Annotated in this window: 9 protein-coding genes; 2 read left to right on the forward strand and 7 right to left on the reverse strand. The window is 71.7% G+C overall.

Annotation, left to right across the window (positions count from 1 at the left end; genetic code table 11):
• Window positions 1-24: 24 nt before the first annotated feature.
• Complete coding sequence (locus tag ACZ5PB_RS01125; protein WP_468686685.1) at window positions 25-1,350, forward strand: MFS transporter; 1,326 nt, start codon at window positions 25-27, stop codon at window positions 1,348-1,350.
• Window positions 1,351-1,393: 43 nt separating this feature from the next.
• Here the strand turns inward: ACZ5PB_RS01125 and ACZ5PB_RS01130 are convergent, their stop codons facing one another.
• Complete coding sequence (locus ACZ5PB_RS01130; RefSeq protein ID WP_468686687.1) at window positions 1,394-4,039, reverse strand: ATP-binding protein; 2,646 nt, start codon at window positions 4,037-4,039, stop codon at window positions 1,394-1,396.
• A 170-nt stretch (window positions 4,040-4,209) separates the two neighbouring features.
• On the opposite strand from ACZ5PB_RS01130, the gene ACZ5PB_RS01135 reads away from it, so the two are divergent.
• Complete coding sequence (locus ACZ5PB_RS01135) at window positions 4,210-5,703, forward strand: membrane-associated oxidoreductase (RefSeq protein WP_468686688.1); 1,494 nt, start codon at window positions 4,210-4,212, stop codon at window positions 5,701-5,703.
• A gap of 17 nt (window positions 5,704-5,720) precedes the next feature.
• Here the strand turns inward: ACZ5PB_RS01135 and ACZ5PB_RS01140 are convergent, their stop codons facing one another.
• From ACZ5PB_RS01140 to qcrB, 6 genes are all read right to left on the reverse strand, one after another.
• Window positions 5,721-6,773, reverse strand: a complete 1,053-nt coding sequence (locus tag ACZ5PB_RS01140; protein WP_468686689.1) for a YeiH family protein — start codon at window positions 6,771-6,773, stop codon at window positions 5,721-5,723.
• Entirely contained in the window at window positions 6,773-7,342 is a 570-nt protein-coding gene (locus ACZ5PB_RS01145; RefSeq protein ID WP_468686691.1) for a cysteine dioxygenase family protein, read from the reverse strand. Before ACZ5PB_RS01145 ends, ACZ5PB_RS01140 begins: the two co-directional genes overlap by 1 nt.
• A gap of 122 nt (window positions 7,343-7,464) precedes the next feature.
• Window positions 7,465-8,370, reverse strand: a complete 906-nt coding sequence (locus ACZ5PB_RS01150) for a LysR family transcriptional regulator (RefSeq protein WP_468686692.1) — start codon at window positions 8,368-8,370, stop codon at window positions 7,465-7,467.
• A gap of 73 nt (window positions 8,371-8,443) precedes the next feature.
• The gene (locus ACZ5PB_RS01155) at window positions 8,444-8,821 is read right to left on the reverse strand and encodes a hypothetical protein (protein WP_468686693.1); all 378 of its coding nucleotides are present in this window, start codon (window positions 8,819-8,821) and stop codon (window positions 8,444-8,446) included.
• Between the two features lie 125 nt (window positions 8,822-8,946).
• Window positions 8,947-12,219 carry a M36 family metallopeptidase gene (locus tag ACZ5PB_RS01160; RefSeq protein WP_468686696.1) on the reverse strand — a complete coding sequence of 1,091 codons (3,273 nt, stop codon included), beginning with the start codon at window positions 12,217-12,219 and terminating at the stop codon, window positions 8,947-8,949.
• A gap of 143 nt (window positions 12,220-12,362) precedes the next feature.
• Window positions 12,363-14,051, reverse strand: a complete 1,689-nt coding sequence (qcrB, locus tag ACZ5PB_RS01165; RefSeq protein WP_468686698.1) for a cytochrome bc1 complex cytochrome b subunit — start codon at window positions 14,049-14,051, stop codon at window positions 12,363-12,365.
• Window positions 14,052-14,174 lie beyond the last annotated feature (123 nt).

Here is a 14,174-nt window from a genome sequence, read left to right on the forward strand (position 1 = left end):
CACATCTCGGCAATCGTCCGGACCATGACAGAGACGCCCGCGCCCGCGACCTCCAGCACTCCCCCTGGACTCCCCAAGCCCCCCGATTCCGGCGCCCGCCGGCCCGTACGCCAGCTGCTCGCGGCCTCCGTGGGCAACGCGGTTGAATGGTTTGATTGGTACGCCTACACCTTCCTCGCGACCTTCATCGCCACCCAGGTCTTCCCCAAGAGCTCCGGCAACTCGCTGGTGCCGCTGCTGTCCACCTTCGCGGTCTTCGCCGTCGGCTTCTTCATGCGGCCGGTCGGCGGTCTGGTGCTCGGCGCGGTCGCGGACCGGCACGGGCGGCGGGCGGCGCTGACCGTGACGATCCTGCTGATGGGCGGCAGCAGTCTGCTGGTCGGGCTCACCCCGACGTACGCGTCGGCGGGGATCCTCGCGCCGATCGTGCTGGTGGTGGCGCGACTGCTCCAAGGCCTGTCCGTGGGCGGCGAGTTCGCGGCGTCGACGACGTTCCTGGTGGAGTCGGCGGGGCCGGGCAGGCGCGGTCTGTTCTCCAGTTTCCAGTACGTGTCGACGACGGCGGGCCAGCTGGCGGCCTCGGGCATCGCGGCGCTGCTGGTGTCGAACCTCAGCGACACACAGATGGACGGGTGGGGCTGGCGCGTTCCGTTCGTCCTGGGGGCGCTGCTGAGCCTGGTGGGGTTCTGGATTCGCCGTGGGGCGCACGAGACGCATGCGCCGGTGGACCGGGCGGAGCGGCCCGGCCTGTTCGACGCGCTGAAGAAGTACCCGAGGCAGTCGTTGCTGATCTGCGGGATCACGGCGGGCGGCACCATCTCTTACTACACCTGGACGTCGTACCTGCCGACGTACGCCGAGCTGAACGGGGGGTTCGAGAAGTCCGACGCGCTGCTCGCGGGCACGATCTCGCTGGCGTTCTTCGCGGTGCTGCAACCGCTGGGCGGGCTGCTGTCGGACCGGATCGGGCGGCGTCCGCTGCTGCTGTTCTCGGGGATCGGGTTCGCGGTGCTGATCGTGCCGCTGCTGGGGATCGTGGACGGGGGCGTGTCGTTCGGGACGCTGGTGCTGGTGCAGTGCGGCGGCATGGTGCTGCTGACCGGGTTCACCTCCATCTCGGCGGCGGTGAACGCGGAGATCTTCCCGGCCAGGGTGCGGGCCTCGGGCATCGGGTTCCCGTACTCGCTGACGGTGGCGATGTTCGGCGGTACGGCGCCGTACATGGGCACGCTGTTCAAGGACCTCGGGAACCCGGGGCTGTTCGCCTGGTACGTGGCGGCGTTGTGCCTGGTGTCGTCGGCGGTGTTCTTCCGGCTGCCGGAGAACGCGCACAAGGTGCTGGAGAAGTAGGAGGAGCGGAGGCGGAGGGCACGATCGCGCCCGCCGCCTCCGGTCACAGCCGTTCCAGTTCCCGGTCGGCCGTCTCCACCAGTCCGTCGGCGTGGCAGCCGAGCGCCAGCTTGCGGCCCTTCTCCAGTTCGGTGCGGGAGCGGGCGGCGATGCCCCATTCGACGCGGGCGGCGGCGTGTTCGTACGCGCAGGGCGACTCCTGGAGGCAGTCCACCGCGCGCTTCAGCAGCTCGGCGGCGCGCGGCCCCTCGGTGAGGGCGGCCTCGCAGCGCAGGGCTTCGCCGATCGCCGTGTACGTGCCGATGCGCTCGGCTCTTTCGCGGGCGTACCCGGCCAGGCTCGCGGCCCGGTCCGGGTCGTCGGCGGCGACCGCGCGGGCCAGGTCGAGGGACCACGGGGCGATCACCGGGTTGTGCCGTCCCTGCGAGGTCAACGCCTCTCCCGCCGCCTCCAGTTCGAGGGCGGCCTCCTTGGTGCGGCCGAGGGCGAGCAGGAGTTTTCCGCGTACGGAAGCGGCGTCCGGGAAGACCAGCGTGGCGGGGTAGGGGGTGTGGAATCCGAAGGAATCGGCTACGTCGCGGGCCTCCTCGACGTGGCCCCGGGCGAGCAGGGTGTCGATGAGCATGCTGACGGCGTCCCAGTGGACGGGCAGCTTGTGGCCCACCCGCTCGGCGAGCCGCACGCTCTCGCGCAGGTCGCGCTCGGCCCGCAGCAGGTTGCCGCGCCGGCGTTGGAGGTAGCCGGTGAGTGCGTACGCGAAGGCCAGGTGGGCGCCGCTCCAGCCCGCTGCCGCGAACGCTTCGCGGGCCTCGGTGAACAGGGCGTCCGCGCGGTCGAGCTGGTCGGCGAAGAGATAGCTGAGGCCGAGCAGGGCGGGCGGTTCGAAGCCCCAGGTGGTGTCGGTCCAGGACAGTCCGACGGGCAGGCTGCCGTTGACCAGGGCGCGGTCGCCGACCTGGACGGCCAGTCGGCAGTCGTCTCCGGTCGCGGTCACGTCGAAGGCGCGGAGCATCAGCAGGGCCTGCTCGGTGGTGTCGCGTCCGGTGACCCGCTCGGCGGCCTCGGCGAGCCGCCGGGAGCGGCCGACCCAGTCGAGCTCGGTGGCGTGGACGCCCTCCCAGAGGAAGTGCACGGTCTGCAGCCGCATGCGGTTGCGTCCGGCGGGCGCTGCTGCCGCCGCCGCGGCGACCATCCTGCCCGCCTCGCTGATCTGGTTGTTGTGGGTGAGGGCCTGGGAGAGCAGGAAGACGGCGTCGGCCTGCTGTTCCTCGTCGAGCCCCGGCCGCTCCAGGGCCGACTTGAGGTAGCGGGCGGTGGTGGCGGGGGCGCTGAGATGGATGACCTTGGCGAGTTCGTACTCCACCTGGGAGAGCAGGGAGGGCAGCGGCGGTTCCAGCAGAGCCCGTTCCAGACAGCGGCGGGCGGCGTCCGGGGCGCCGACGGCCGCGTGCTCCTCGGCGGCGGCCCGCATCCGCTCGACCAGTTCCTCGTCGCCCTCGGGAAGTACTTCGAGGAGGTGGCGGGAGGCGGCTGCCGCACCGTGTCCGGCGAGGGTCAGGCGGCGGGCGGCGAAGCCGTGCATGGCGGTGCGGAGGCCCTTGGGGATCGCCCGGTAGACGGCCTGCGCGATGGTCGGGTGCACGAAGTCGAGGCGCTCGGTACCGGTGAGGATGCGGGCGCCGCGCAGCCGTTCGGCGCATTCGGCGGCGTCGTCGACGGGGATGTTCCCGAGCTGTGCGGCCAGTTCGAGGGAGATGTCGCTCTCCAGGATGCTGGCGGCGAAGGCGAAGTGGGCGGTGGTGGTGCCCATGCCCATGAGGCGCTCCACCAGTCCCGGGGCGCGTGCGGACACGATGAGGGGCCGCAGCCGTCCGGCGCTCTCCTCGACGGGGTCGAGCTCCGCGTCCTTGGCGCGGGCCAGCAGCTCGACCGTCTCGTAGAGGTTCCCGCCGGTGACGGCCCACACCTCGCGGCAGAACGGGTCGTCCGCGTGCTGTCCGAGCTCCTCGCGGGTGAGCTGGGCGGTCGCGTCGGGGGTCAGCTCGCTCAGCCGCACGGCGCCGTCGGCGGCTGCCCCGCCGAGCCGCCGCAGCAGGGCGGCGCTCTCGCCCTCGGTCTCCGCGGTCCGGTACGCGACGACGATCAGCACGGGCAGCCGGGCGCCGCGCTCGGCGTAGTGCGCGAGCCAGGTCAGCGTCTCCAGGTCGCTCCACTGCGCGTCGTCGACCACCAGCACGAGCGGCCGGTGCGCGTGCGCCAGCTTGCTCACCAGCACGTCGAGGCCGTCCCGCACACCCTGCGGATCCGCCTTCACGTCACTGGGCGGGGCGATCCCGAGCGCCGGTCCCGCGCTTCCGTACCGCTCCCCGAGCAGCTCGCGTGCGTCGGCTTCGCCGGTCACGGTCAGCGCGGGCTGGAGGAGGTGTCGTACGACGTGGAAGGGCACGGACGTGACCGTCTCGCCGCCGCGCGCGGACCACACCGCGCACCCGCGCTCCCCGGCCACCCGCTGCACCTCGGCCAGCAGAGCGGTCTTCCCGCTCCCGGCCACCCCTCGGAACACGAGGACCCCACCGCGCGCGGGTTCCTCGCAGAGCGCGCCTATCGCCCGGCCGGCCGCGGCCAGTTCTGCCTCGCGCTCCAGCAACAACGGGCCGGGGGCCGGGTCGTTGGGCCGGGACATGCTCATCCCATCCCCTTCGCAGATGTCGGAGCTCCGAGCCTAGCCCTCCGGAGGGAACCGCGGCCAGGAACCCCGGGAATTCACCGGGAAGGGCCCGGCGGGTGCGTTTGCCGTGCCAATCCTCATGCCGTGGGCAGTGGTTGACACTCCGTCGGCGGGCGGCGAGAGTCGCGCGGGTGGAGATCGACGACTGGACGGCGGCGGAGCGGCGGGTCCGGGAGGCCTTCGCGCAGGGCAAGCTGATCGACTTCCGCGAGTCGCCCGACGACGACCCGGCGGACGGGCACTCCTGGGGTCCCGAACGGACGGTGCGGGCCGCGGCCCTGCGGGCGCTGCTGCTCGGCGGTACGGACGGGCACGGCGGGCAGACCCCGGCCCTGTTCCTGTGGGGCGCACGGATCACCGGCGAACTGAACCTGAGGTACACCCGGATCGACGGCGCGCTGCGCGTCGCCGAGTGCTGGGTGGCGGAGCGGATCAACTTCCGTGGTGCGCACCTGCGCCAGCTCAACCTGAGCGGCTCGGTGCTCAACGGCGGGCTGAACGCGTCCTCCGCCCGCCTCGAAGGCACCCTGCGGATGAACGACTGCCGGGTCACGGGCACGGTCCAGCTCAACGGTCTCCATGCGGCGGGCGCCGTGTTCCTGGACCGGGCACAACTACGTCCACCGGCAAGCGGGGCCGACGACGGCGCGGCCCCGGAGCCGCTGCTCCAGATGACGCAGTCCTCACTCGGCCACGTGCTGTCGGCGGTCGGTCTGGACAGCGAGGGGACGGTGCAGTTCGACGGCGCGAACGTGGCCGGCGCGGTGTTCCTCGACGACGCGTACCTGCGTGCCCCCGCCGGCGGGACCGCCCTGACGGCGGAGACCCTGTCCGTCGGCACCGATGTGCACGCGATGCGGTTGCGTGCCGAGGGGCGGGTGAACCTGCGGGGTGCGCGGATTCCGGGGCAGCTCAACCTCAGCCACGCCCGGCTGGCCAACCCGGGCGGTGTGGCCCTGCGGGCCAGCAGTTGCGTGATCGGCGAGCTGTGGTTCCGGGAGGCGGCCCCGGTCGAGGGCGAGGTCAATCTCCGCCGCTCCCAGCTGGACCTGCTGCACATCGCGCCGGAAACCTGGCCGGACCGGGTGCGCCTCGACGGCCTCGGCTACTCCGCGCTCGCCCCGCACGAGCCCGCCGAGCGGCGGCTGCCGGTACTGGGCCGCGAGAGCGACGGCTACGTCCCGTACTCCTACGAGCAGTTGACGGCCGCGTACCGCAGGATCGGCGACGACCGGGCGGCCCGCACCGTGCAGCTCGCCAAGCTGCGCCGGCACCGCACGACGCTGCCGTGGTACGCGCGGATCTGGGGGCACCTCCAGGACGTCACCGTGGGGTACGGGTTCCGGCCGATGCGGGCGGCGGTCTGGCTGCTGTCACTGCTGCTGGCCGCGTCCCTGGCGTACGCGCTCACCCCGCCGCGCCCGCTGAAGGCCGGTGAGGCGCCCGGCTTCAGCCCGGTCTTCTACTCCCTGGACCTCCTCCTGCCGATCATCGACTTCGGACAGGAGAAGGCCTTCGCACCGGACGGCTGGCACCAGGGGCTGAGCTACCTGCTGATCATCACCGGCTGGCTGCTGGCGACGACGGTCGTCGCGGGCGTCACCAGGTCGGTGAGCCGTTCCTGACCGGCGCGCCGGCCGCGTCAGCCCGTGGTCAGCAGTACGCCTCCGTAGGAGACGCCCGCCACCACCACCCAGGAGGCGAGTCCGAGTCCGGCCACGCGGCCGCCCGTGCGGGTCAGGGTGGGCAGGTGCACGGCGCTGCCCAGCCCGAAGAGGGCTGCGGCCAGCAGGAGTTCCTGGGCGTGCTGGGCCAGGTCGATGGCCGTGCCGGGGAGCCAGCCGGTGCTGCGCAGGGCGACCATCGCGAGGAAGCCGACCACGAACAGCGGGACGAGCGGCGGGCGCTTGGCCTTGACGCCGCCCTCCGCGGGGGCCGCCCTGCGCCGTCGGCGTACCGAGAGGGCGACCGCGGCGACGAGCGGTGCGAGCAGTGCCACGCGCATGAGTTTGACCAGCACCGCTTCGCCGAGCGCGCCGGGGCCCGCGGTCTGCGCGGTGGCGACCACCTGGCCGACGTCGTGGACACTCGCGCCGACCCAGCGGCCGAACTCGGCGTCGGTGAGCCCCAACGGGCCGTGCAGCAGCGGGAGTACGGCGATGGCGAGGGTGCCGCAGAGGGTGACCAGCGCGACCGAGGTGGCGGTGTCGCGTTCGTCGCTGTCGGTGGCTTCGCTGACGGCGCCGATCGCGGACGCCCCGCAGATCGAGTAGCCGGTGGCGATGAGGAGGGGCTGGTCGCCGGGCAGGCCCATTCTGCGGCCGAGCCACCAGGTCCCGAAGAAGGTGGCGGCGACCACGCAGAGCACCATGAGGACGGTCGCCCAGCCGATGCCCAGTACGTCGTCCAGGCTGAGCTTGAGCCCGAGCAGGACGACGCCGACCCGCATCAGCCGCTTCGCCGCGAAGGTCAGTCCCGGCCGCGCTCCGCCCCGTACCAGGGGACGGGCGGCGGGCACGTGCGCGACGACGATGCCCAGCACCACGGCGGCGGTCAGCATCGGCACGGCGGGCACCAGCAGGTGGATCAGCCACGCGACCGCGACCCCGGCCGCCGCCAGGGCGAGGCCCGGCAGCTTGCGGGGTGCGGCGGGGCGGGTGGCCGGCCTGGTCGGGCGTTCCCGCAGGAGCGCCATCAGCGGTCGGCCGGCAGTGCGTAGACGCGGCGGACGCTGGAGCCGATGCGGGATATGTCGGCGCCGTAGACGTGCAGGGATATCGCCACGTCGGTGCAGGCGTTCCAGACCTTGTGGATGTCGCCGGGCGGGGCGAACCCGCAGACCGCGCCCAGCGGGTTGACGACGTCCTCGGTCGCGACGAGGTGTGCCTCGACGCCGTGTCCGGCCGGGACGAGGCGGTAGCGGCGCTCCCGCTCCTCGCCCTGGTGGACCCCGGTCGTACACCAGGAGACGTGGTCGTGGACGGAGGTCTCCTGGCCGGGCAGCCAGACGAGTGCGACGATCGAGAAGCTGCCGTCGTGTTCGGCGTGCAGGAGGTGCTGCCGGTAGCAGTGGGGGTCGCTCTCGCGCTGTTCGTCGGTGAGCAGGTCGTCGGTGCCGAGGTACGGGGCGAGGCGCTCGCCGACGAGGTAGGCGGTGAGGTCCGGCGGGAGGCCGCGGCCCACGGCTTCGCGCACCGAGGCGACGAGGGCGTCCAGGCGGGCGGTCGTACGCGGGGGCGTGTAGGCGGTCGAAGTCGTGGTCATACCGGCAGCGTGCGGCCGTCCGATCCATCACGTCCAACGCCGATTTCTACGCCGTTCCCCAAAACGTGCTTATGGGTGGGAGCGGCGGCGGGCGGAACGGGTGCGTCCGGCCCGCCCTGCTTTCAGCAGCCGATCTTGTTGGCGGCGACCGTCTTCAGCTCGTCCAGTACGAGTGTGGTGGCGGGTATCCGCAGGTGTTCCCGCAGGACGTACGCGGAGACCTGCCGCTTGGAGGCGGGGGCCAGGGCCCGGCCGGTCACCTTCTCGTGCCGCAGGAAGTTGAGGACGAGGCCGGGCATCATCGCGATGCCGAGCCCTTCGGCGACCAGGCTCTGCACGACCAGGTTGTCGTCGGTGGTGAACGCGATGTCCGGCGCGAAGCCCTGCTCCGCGCACTCGTGGAGGAAGTTGACGCGGCAGCGCAGACAGCCCGCGATCCACCGCTCCTCCGCCAGGTCGGCGAGCCGGACGGCGCGGCGCCTGGTCAGCGGGTGCCGGGTCGGCAGCAGCACGAGGAGCTGGTCCTCCAGGAGCGGGATCTCCACCACTTCCTCGGGGACGTCCTCGTGCAGTCCGGGATAGGTGAAGGCCAGGGTGATGTCGCACTCGCCGCTGACGAGGCGGTGCAGCGACTCGGGCGGCTCCTCCTCGCTCAGCTCGACCCGCACCCCGGGGTGCCCGGCCGCCAGCCGGGCCATGGTCTCCGGTATGAGGGTGGCGTTGGCGCTGGGGAACGCGCAGACCCGCACCCGCCCGGTGTGCAGCCTGGTCAGCGCGTTCATCTGCTGCTGGGCGGTGGTCATGGTGTCGAGAATGGCCGCCGCGTGCCGGGACAGGGTCTCGCCGGCCTCGGTGAGGCGCAGTCCCCGGCCAGCGCGGGTGAAGAGGGGAGTGCCCACCTCGCGTTCGAGCGCCTTCATCTGCTGGGTGATGGCGGGCTGGGTGTAGCCCAGCGAGCGCGCCGCGGCGGAATAGGTTCCGGTGCGGACCACTTCGTGGAAGGTCTTGATGTGCCTCGAATCGAACACCCGCGCATCATAAGCAGAATTTGGGTGGCTCTCGTACGGGTCGGGGCGTTACGGGTTTACCGGCTCCACGGTTTCACCGGGCCACCCGGAAGGTCAGCTCCAGCACGCGCGGCCCCGGCTGCCCCGTGGAGCGCACGGTCGTCGTGCCCGGCCGGAGCACGCGGATCTCCCACTCGCGGTAGCCGGGGTCCGACTCGTACTCGACGGGGACGAGGACCAGGCTCGGCCCTCCGGTGGTGACTCCGTCGGCGGTCGGGGCGGTCCACCGCCACTCGCCGGAGAGCCGCAGCCGCACCGTGTCGCCCACGCGCGGGGTGAGGGTGCGGCCGGAGTCGGCCTCGGTGAGCTCGCGGGGAGCGGAGGAGGGGGACGGAGAAGGAGACGGAGACGGAGACGGGGGCTTGCTGGGCTCCGCCGGTTCGGTGAGACCCGGCGAGGGCGTCCGACTCACCGAACCACTCGACCCGCTCCCCGGCGGGCTCGAACTCCCCTTCCCCTCACCCGGGTTGACGCACGCGGCCGCCGCCACTCCCACCAGGAGAGCGGCGGCGGCCGCACGTCGTACCCGTGATGTCATTACACCAACGGTACGTTGACGCAGAGCAGGATCTTCGCCTGGCGGGCGAGGTCCTTGTCGGTGGCGGCCGGGTCGAGGCGTACCTTCTCCGCGTTCTGAAGGGCCGTCAGGAACGGCGTGTCCGCCTTGAGGTCGCCGTCCGTGTCGACCTTCTCGGCCGGGTCGAAGGCACCGTGGGCGAAGTTCAGCCAGGCGGCCAGGAGTTGGCGGTCCAGGGCGCGCTTCTCGTTGAAGAGGGTGAGGGACAGTGCGTGTGCCGCCTTGCCCTGGGTGGAGATGTCCACCGGGTCACCGGCGCCGCCGAAGACCGCGCTGGAGTGCTGGACGATCTTGAGGTAGCAGTCCAGGCGCTCCTTGCCGAGCCCGGTGAGGTCACCGGTCAGGTACTTGACGTACCAGAGGTCCGCGAGCAGGGAGAGGTGTGCGTTGCCCTGGACGACGACCTTGACGCCGTCCTTGGCGGTGCCGCCGTCGTCGTCGCGTACGCCGAGGCCGAGGTCGTAGAGGCACGGCTTGGCGTAGGTGTGCTTCTTGGTGTCGGTGAGGTCGCGCGGCTGGACGGTGGGGCTCTTGGCGGGGTCCGGGTCCGGCGGGTTGACCAGGGAGTCCGTCACCGTGTCGGGGGTCTTGTCGCCCCAGGTCCAGGTCAGCTTCTCGTCGTCGCTGCCGGGGTCGGTGACGCGTGCGGAGAGGGTGCTCTCGGCGCCCGCCTTGACGACGAGGGTCTTTCCGCCGGCGAGGTCGACGGCCGCCGACCTGTCGATGGCGGCCTTGGGGTCGACGTTGCTGACGGAGACCTCGGTGGCCTTGCACACCTGGGCGTCGTCGTCGCTGCCGCAGAGGTTCACGGTGAAGGTGCCGTTGTCCCCGTGGACGACCTCCTTGGCGAAGGTGAGGGTGGCGTCGGGGCGTCCGTTCTCCGACTGGCCTTCCAGGGGCACCGGTTTGCCGTCGCCGGTGTCGACGGTGGCGGTGAGTTTGTCGAGCCAGCCGGGGTCGGTGACCTTGCCGGTGATGGTGAGCTTGCCGCCTTCCTCGCGCGGTCCCTGGACCTCGAAGGAGACGCTCGGCGCGACGTTGGTGACCGTGACGGTCGCGGTGTCGGTGGCGGCTCCGGCCGCGTTGGAGACCCGGAGTCCGACCGTGGCGGTGCCGTCCTGGCCCACCCGGTCGTAGAGTGGGGTCGGTCCGGTGGCGTCGTCGTAGGCGCCGTCGCCGTCGAAGTCCCAGGCGTAGGCGGCGCCGCCGCCGGGGGTGGTGCTGCCGCCCGCGTTCAGCTGAACGTCCGTGCCCTCCTCGGTGGTGTACGGGCCGCCCGCGTCGGCGGTCGGTCTGCAGCTCGCCGGGAGGTCGGTGGCCGGGGTGGCCTGGTCCTGCGCGGAGGAGGTGGCGCTCGCGCCCATGCCCCGCTTGGCGAAGGCGCCCCACAGCACGCACTGGTTCGCGCCGCCGTAGTCGGCCCGGTCGGCGGCGAGGATGCCGTCGCGCGCGTCGAGGAAGTCGGGGTTGGACGGGGTCATCTTCATGCCGTCGACGATCAGCTGCTCGTGCCGCTGCTTGCCGCCGGCCTCCCCGTGCACGCCGACCAGGGCGGAGCGGGTGTCCCACATGGTGGCGGCCCAGATCTCGCCGTCGCGGTGCACCTGGCAGCCGCCCTCGCAGAGGTTGGCGTAGGTGAGCGGGCTGTTGTTGTAGGCGTAGCGGCGGATGCCGGTGGGCTTGCCGTTGCTGTACTCGCCGTAGACCGGGTCGCTCCACATGGAGGTGGCGATGGCGTCGCCCCAGCCCTCGCCGAGGCCGCCGGTCTGGGAGCCGTTGCCCATGCTGCCGCCGCCGACGAGGCGGTGGGAGAGGCCGTGGCTGTACTCGTGGGCGACGGTGTCGCCGTTCATGGCGCGGTGGGTGTTGAAGTTGTTGCAGGAGGTGCGGCCGACGAACATTCGCATGGTCGGCTTCTGGCCGTCCGGCGGGGTGCCGAAGTTGGCGTTGCAGGCGCTGCTGCCGCTGGCGTTGTAGTCGACGTACACCTTGACGCGGTCGCCGCCCTTGCCGCCCTTGCCGAGGTTGTCCTCCTGGAAGTTGCCGGAGGCCTCGTCGAAGCCGAGGGCGTAGAGGAAGTCGTGCATCCGGTTGGTGTAGTAGAAGGCCTGGGTGACGACGGCGTCCCGGTCGGTGGTGAGGTCGGTGCCGTTGCTGGTGCGGAAGGCGTCCGTGAAGGTGTAGTCGAAGTGCTGGTACGCGGGGTCCCCGGCGGGCGGCGTCTGCGGCTGGTAGCCGAGGGTCTCCTTGCCGTCGAGGTTCTGGGAGACCTCGGCGTTGTTGCCGGTGGTGGTGCGGCCTTCGACCCAGGAGCGGCCGAGTCCGCTGAAGGGGACGGTCTGCTGGCTGCCGACGGAGGCGTTCTGCCCGGTGAAGGCCTTGCCCTCGGGGCCCTCGTTGCTGGTGAGGTCGGTACGCAGCAGGACGCGGCCGTCGGCGGCGTCGATGACGCTCTCGTAGATGTGCCCGTTGGCGGCGGTGAGCGAGATGCGCCAGGCGGCCCGTGCGGTGCCGTCGGCGAGCGGGAAGAGGACGCTCTCGGCGAGTGCGTCGGCGGGGACGGTCTTGGTGCCGACGGCCGCGGCGGCCTTGTCGAGCGCGCCGGTACGGTTCACGGCGGTGGCGCCGACCGGCTTGACGCCGGGGACGAGGCTGCCGGCGGCGGTGACGATGCGTCCCTGCTTGTCCACGGCGACGGAGAGCTGCCCGCCGTGGACGAGTGCGCCGGCCACGCGCTGTCCGACGAAGACGTGCTCCACCCCGTTGTGGGCGGTGCGGTAGGACTTGGTGACCTCAAGTCCCTTGATGTCGGCGGCGGTCAGCCCGTAGAGACCGGCGTTCTCGCGTACGTAGTCCAGTGCCACGGTGCGCGGGGACGCGGTGTCTGCCCCGGTGAGCGGCGCCTTCCCGCGCGGGGCGACCAGGCGCGGCGAGCCGAAGCGGCCCCAGCGGACGGCGGCCCGGTCCAGCTCCTTCGCGGCGCCGAACTGGGCGGCGGTCGGGGCCCGGCGGGCTGAGCCCCGGACGTCGACGTCGGGGTACGGGAGATCCTGCTTCTGGTCTGCGTGCTCGGCGTGCTCGGCTGCGGGCGCGGCCTTGGCAGCGGCGGGCGCTGCCTTCGGCGGTGCGGGTACGGCCGCTGCGGCGGCCGGTACCAGCGTCGCCGCGGGCAGCGCCGCGAGTATCGCTCCGACGAGTAAGGTGCGGGTTCTTCGTGCGCGTGCGGAAAGCAACTGTCTCCCCCTGCTCACTGGTTCACTCGGGACACAACCCGAGCCACGCTACGTGAGCATGACAACAGCGGGAAGGGTGCGCGGGCGCGGGACGCTCCCGTGGGGGACGCCCCGCCCCCGCCCGCTCGGACGGCTCGGCCGACTCAGTGCCTGCGCTCGCCGCTCTCCTCGTGCGAACCTCCGCCGTGCGAGCCTCCGCCGTGCAGCGCCCGGTACTCCTCCACCGTCGGCTTCGGCACCTGCGTCCCCGGCCCGTACATCGCCTTGGCGAGCCTGGCCCGCAGCCGGTCGGTGCGCCGGATGTGCCGCCGCACCCCGTTCGCGTCGACCTCGGCCCCGATCTCGTACGGCACGGGCTGCTCGTGCGAGGTGAGGGTGTGCAGCTCGGCCTGCGAGAGCGGGGTGTGCACCTCGACGTACTCACCGTGCGGCAGCCGTTTGATGGTGCCGCTCTCCCTGCCGTGCAGGGCCTTCTCGCTGTCGCGCAGCTGGAGCCCCAGACAGACCCGCCGGGTGATGACGAAGGCGAGCACCGGTCCGACGAAGGCCGCGATGCGCACGAACCAGGTGATGAGGTTGATCGACAAGTGGAAGTGGGTGGCCCACAGGTCGTTGCCACCGCCGATCAGCAGTACCGCGTACAGCGTCAGCCAGGCGACCCCGAGCCCGGTCCTGGTGGGCGCGTTGCGCGGGCGCTGCGCGAGGTGGTGCTCGCGTTTGTCGCCGGTCACCCACGCCTCGATGAACGGGTAGACCGCGATGGCCGCCATGATCAGCGGGAAGAGCGTGAAGGGGATGAAAACGCCGAGTTGGAGCGTGTGCCCCCAGGCGTTGATCTCCCAGCTCGGCATCACCCGGATCAGCCCCTCGGAGAACCCGAGGTACCAGTCGGGCTGGGCGCCAGTGGACACCAGGTCGGGCCGGTAGGGGCCGATCGCCCACACCGGGTTGATCGAGAAGGCCGCGGCGATGACCGCGAGGACGCCGAAGACGAGGAAGAAGAAGCCGCCCGCCTTCGCCACGTACACGGGCAGGAAGGGTGCGCCGACGACGTTCTTCTCGGTCCTGCCGGGCCCCGCGAACTGGGTGTGCTTGTGGTAGAAGACCAGGATCAGGTGGGCGACGACCAGCCCCAGCATGATCCCCGGCAGCAGCAGGATGTGGATCGGATAGAGCCGGGCGATGATGTCGTCCCCGGGGAACTCCCCGCCGAAGAGGAAGAACGCGAGGTACGTGCCCACCACAGGCACCGACAGGATCGCCCCGTGCGCGAACCGCAGCCCGGTGCCGGAGAGCAGGTCGTCGGGGAGCGAGTAGCCGGTCAGCCCGGTGATCAGGCCGAGGAACAGCAGCGTCCAGCCGAACAGCCAGTTGACCTCGCGCGGTTTGCGGAACGCCCCGGTGAAGAAGACCCGCATCATGTGCACGAGCATCGCCGCGACGAAGACGAGCGCCGCCCAGTGGTGGATCTGCCGGATCAGCAGTCCGCCGCGCACCTCGAAGCTGATGTCGAGGGTGGATTCGAACGCACGGGTCATCCGGATGCCGTTGAGCGGGGTGTACACCCCGTTGTAGACGACCTCCGCGCTGCTGGGCTCGAAGAAGAGGGTGAGGTAGATGCCGGTCAGGATGATAATCAGGAAGCTGTAGAGGCAGATCTCGCCGAACATGAACGACCAGTGGTCCGGGAAGATCTTCCGGATGTTGGCCTTGGCCAGCGGATAGAGCCCCAGCCGCCCGTCCGCCCAGTCGGCCAGCTTCTCGCCCTTGCCGGGCGGTCCGGGCCGAGCTCCGTTCCCTTGGCTGAGTCCGCTGCCGCTGCCTGCGCTCATACGACCCCCTCAGACGGACCTTCAGGGTAGGCGCGTCGCCATACCGATCCAACAAGATTGACGACACAGGGAGTTGAAATGTGACGTCCCGGCCGGACCGGTCCGCCGGGGACGGCTTCGGCC

This window comes from Streptomyces sp. NPDC032721 (genome assembly GCF_055579625.1).

Bases quoted from the DNA above. Each gene is read 5' to 3' on its own strand.
- ACZ5PB_RS01125 (WP_468686685.1), top strand. From the start codon at position 25: ATGACAGAGACGCCCGCGCCCGCGACCTCCAGCACTCCCCCTGGACTC.
- ACZ5PB_RS01130 (WP_468686687.1), bottom strand. From the start codon at position 4,039: ATGAGCATGTCCCGGCCCAACGACCCGGCCCCCGGCCCGTTGTTGCTG.
- ACZ5PB_RS01140 (WP_468686689.1), bottom strand. From the start codon at position 6,773: ATGGCGCTCCTGCGGGAACGCCCGACCAGGCCGGCCACCCGCCCCGCC.
- ACZ5PB_RS01145 (WP_468686691.1), bottom strand. From the start codon at position 7,342: ATGACCACGACTTCGACCGCCTACACGCCCCCGCGTACGACCGCCCGC.
- qcrB (WP_468686698.1), bottom strand. From the start codon at position 14,051: ATGAGCGCAGGCAGCGGCAGCGGACTCAGCCAAGGGAACGGAGCTCGG.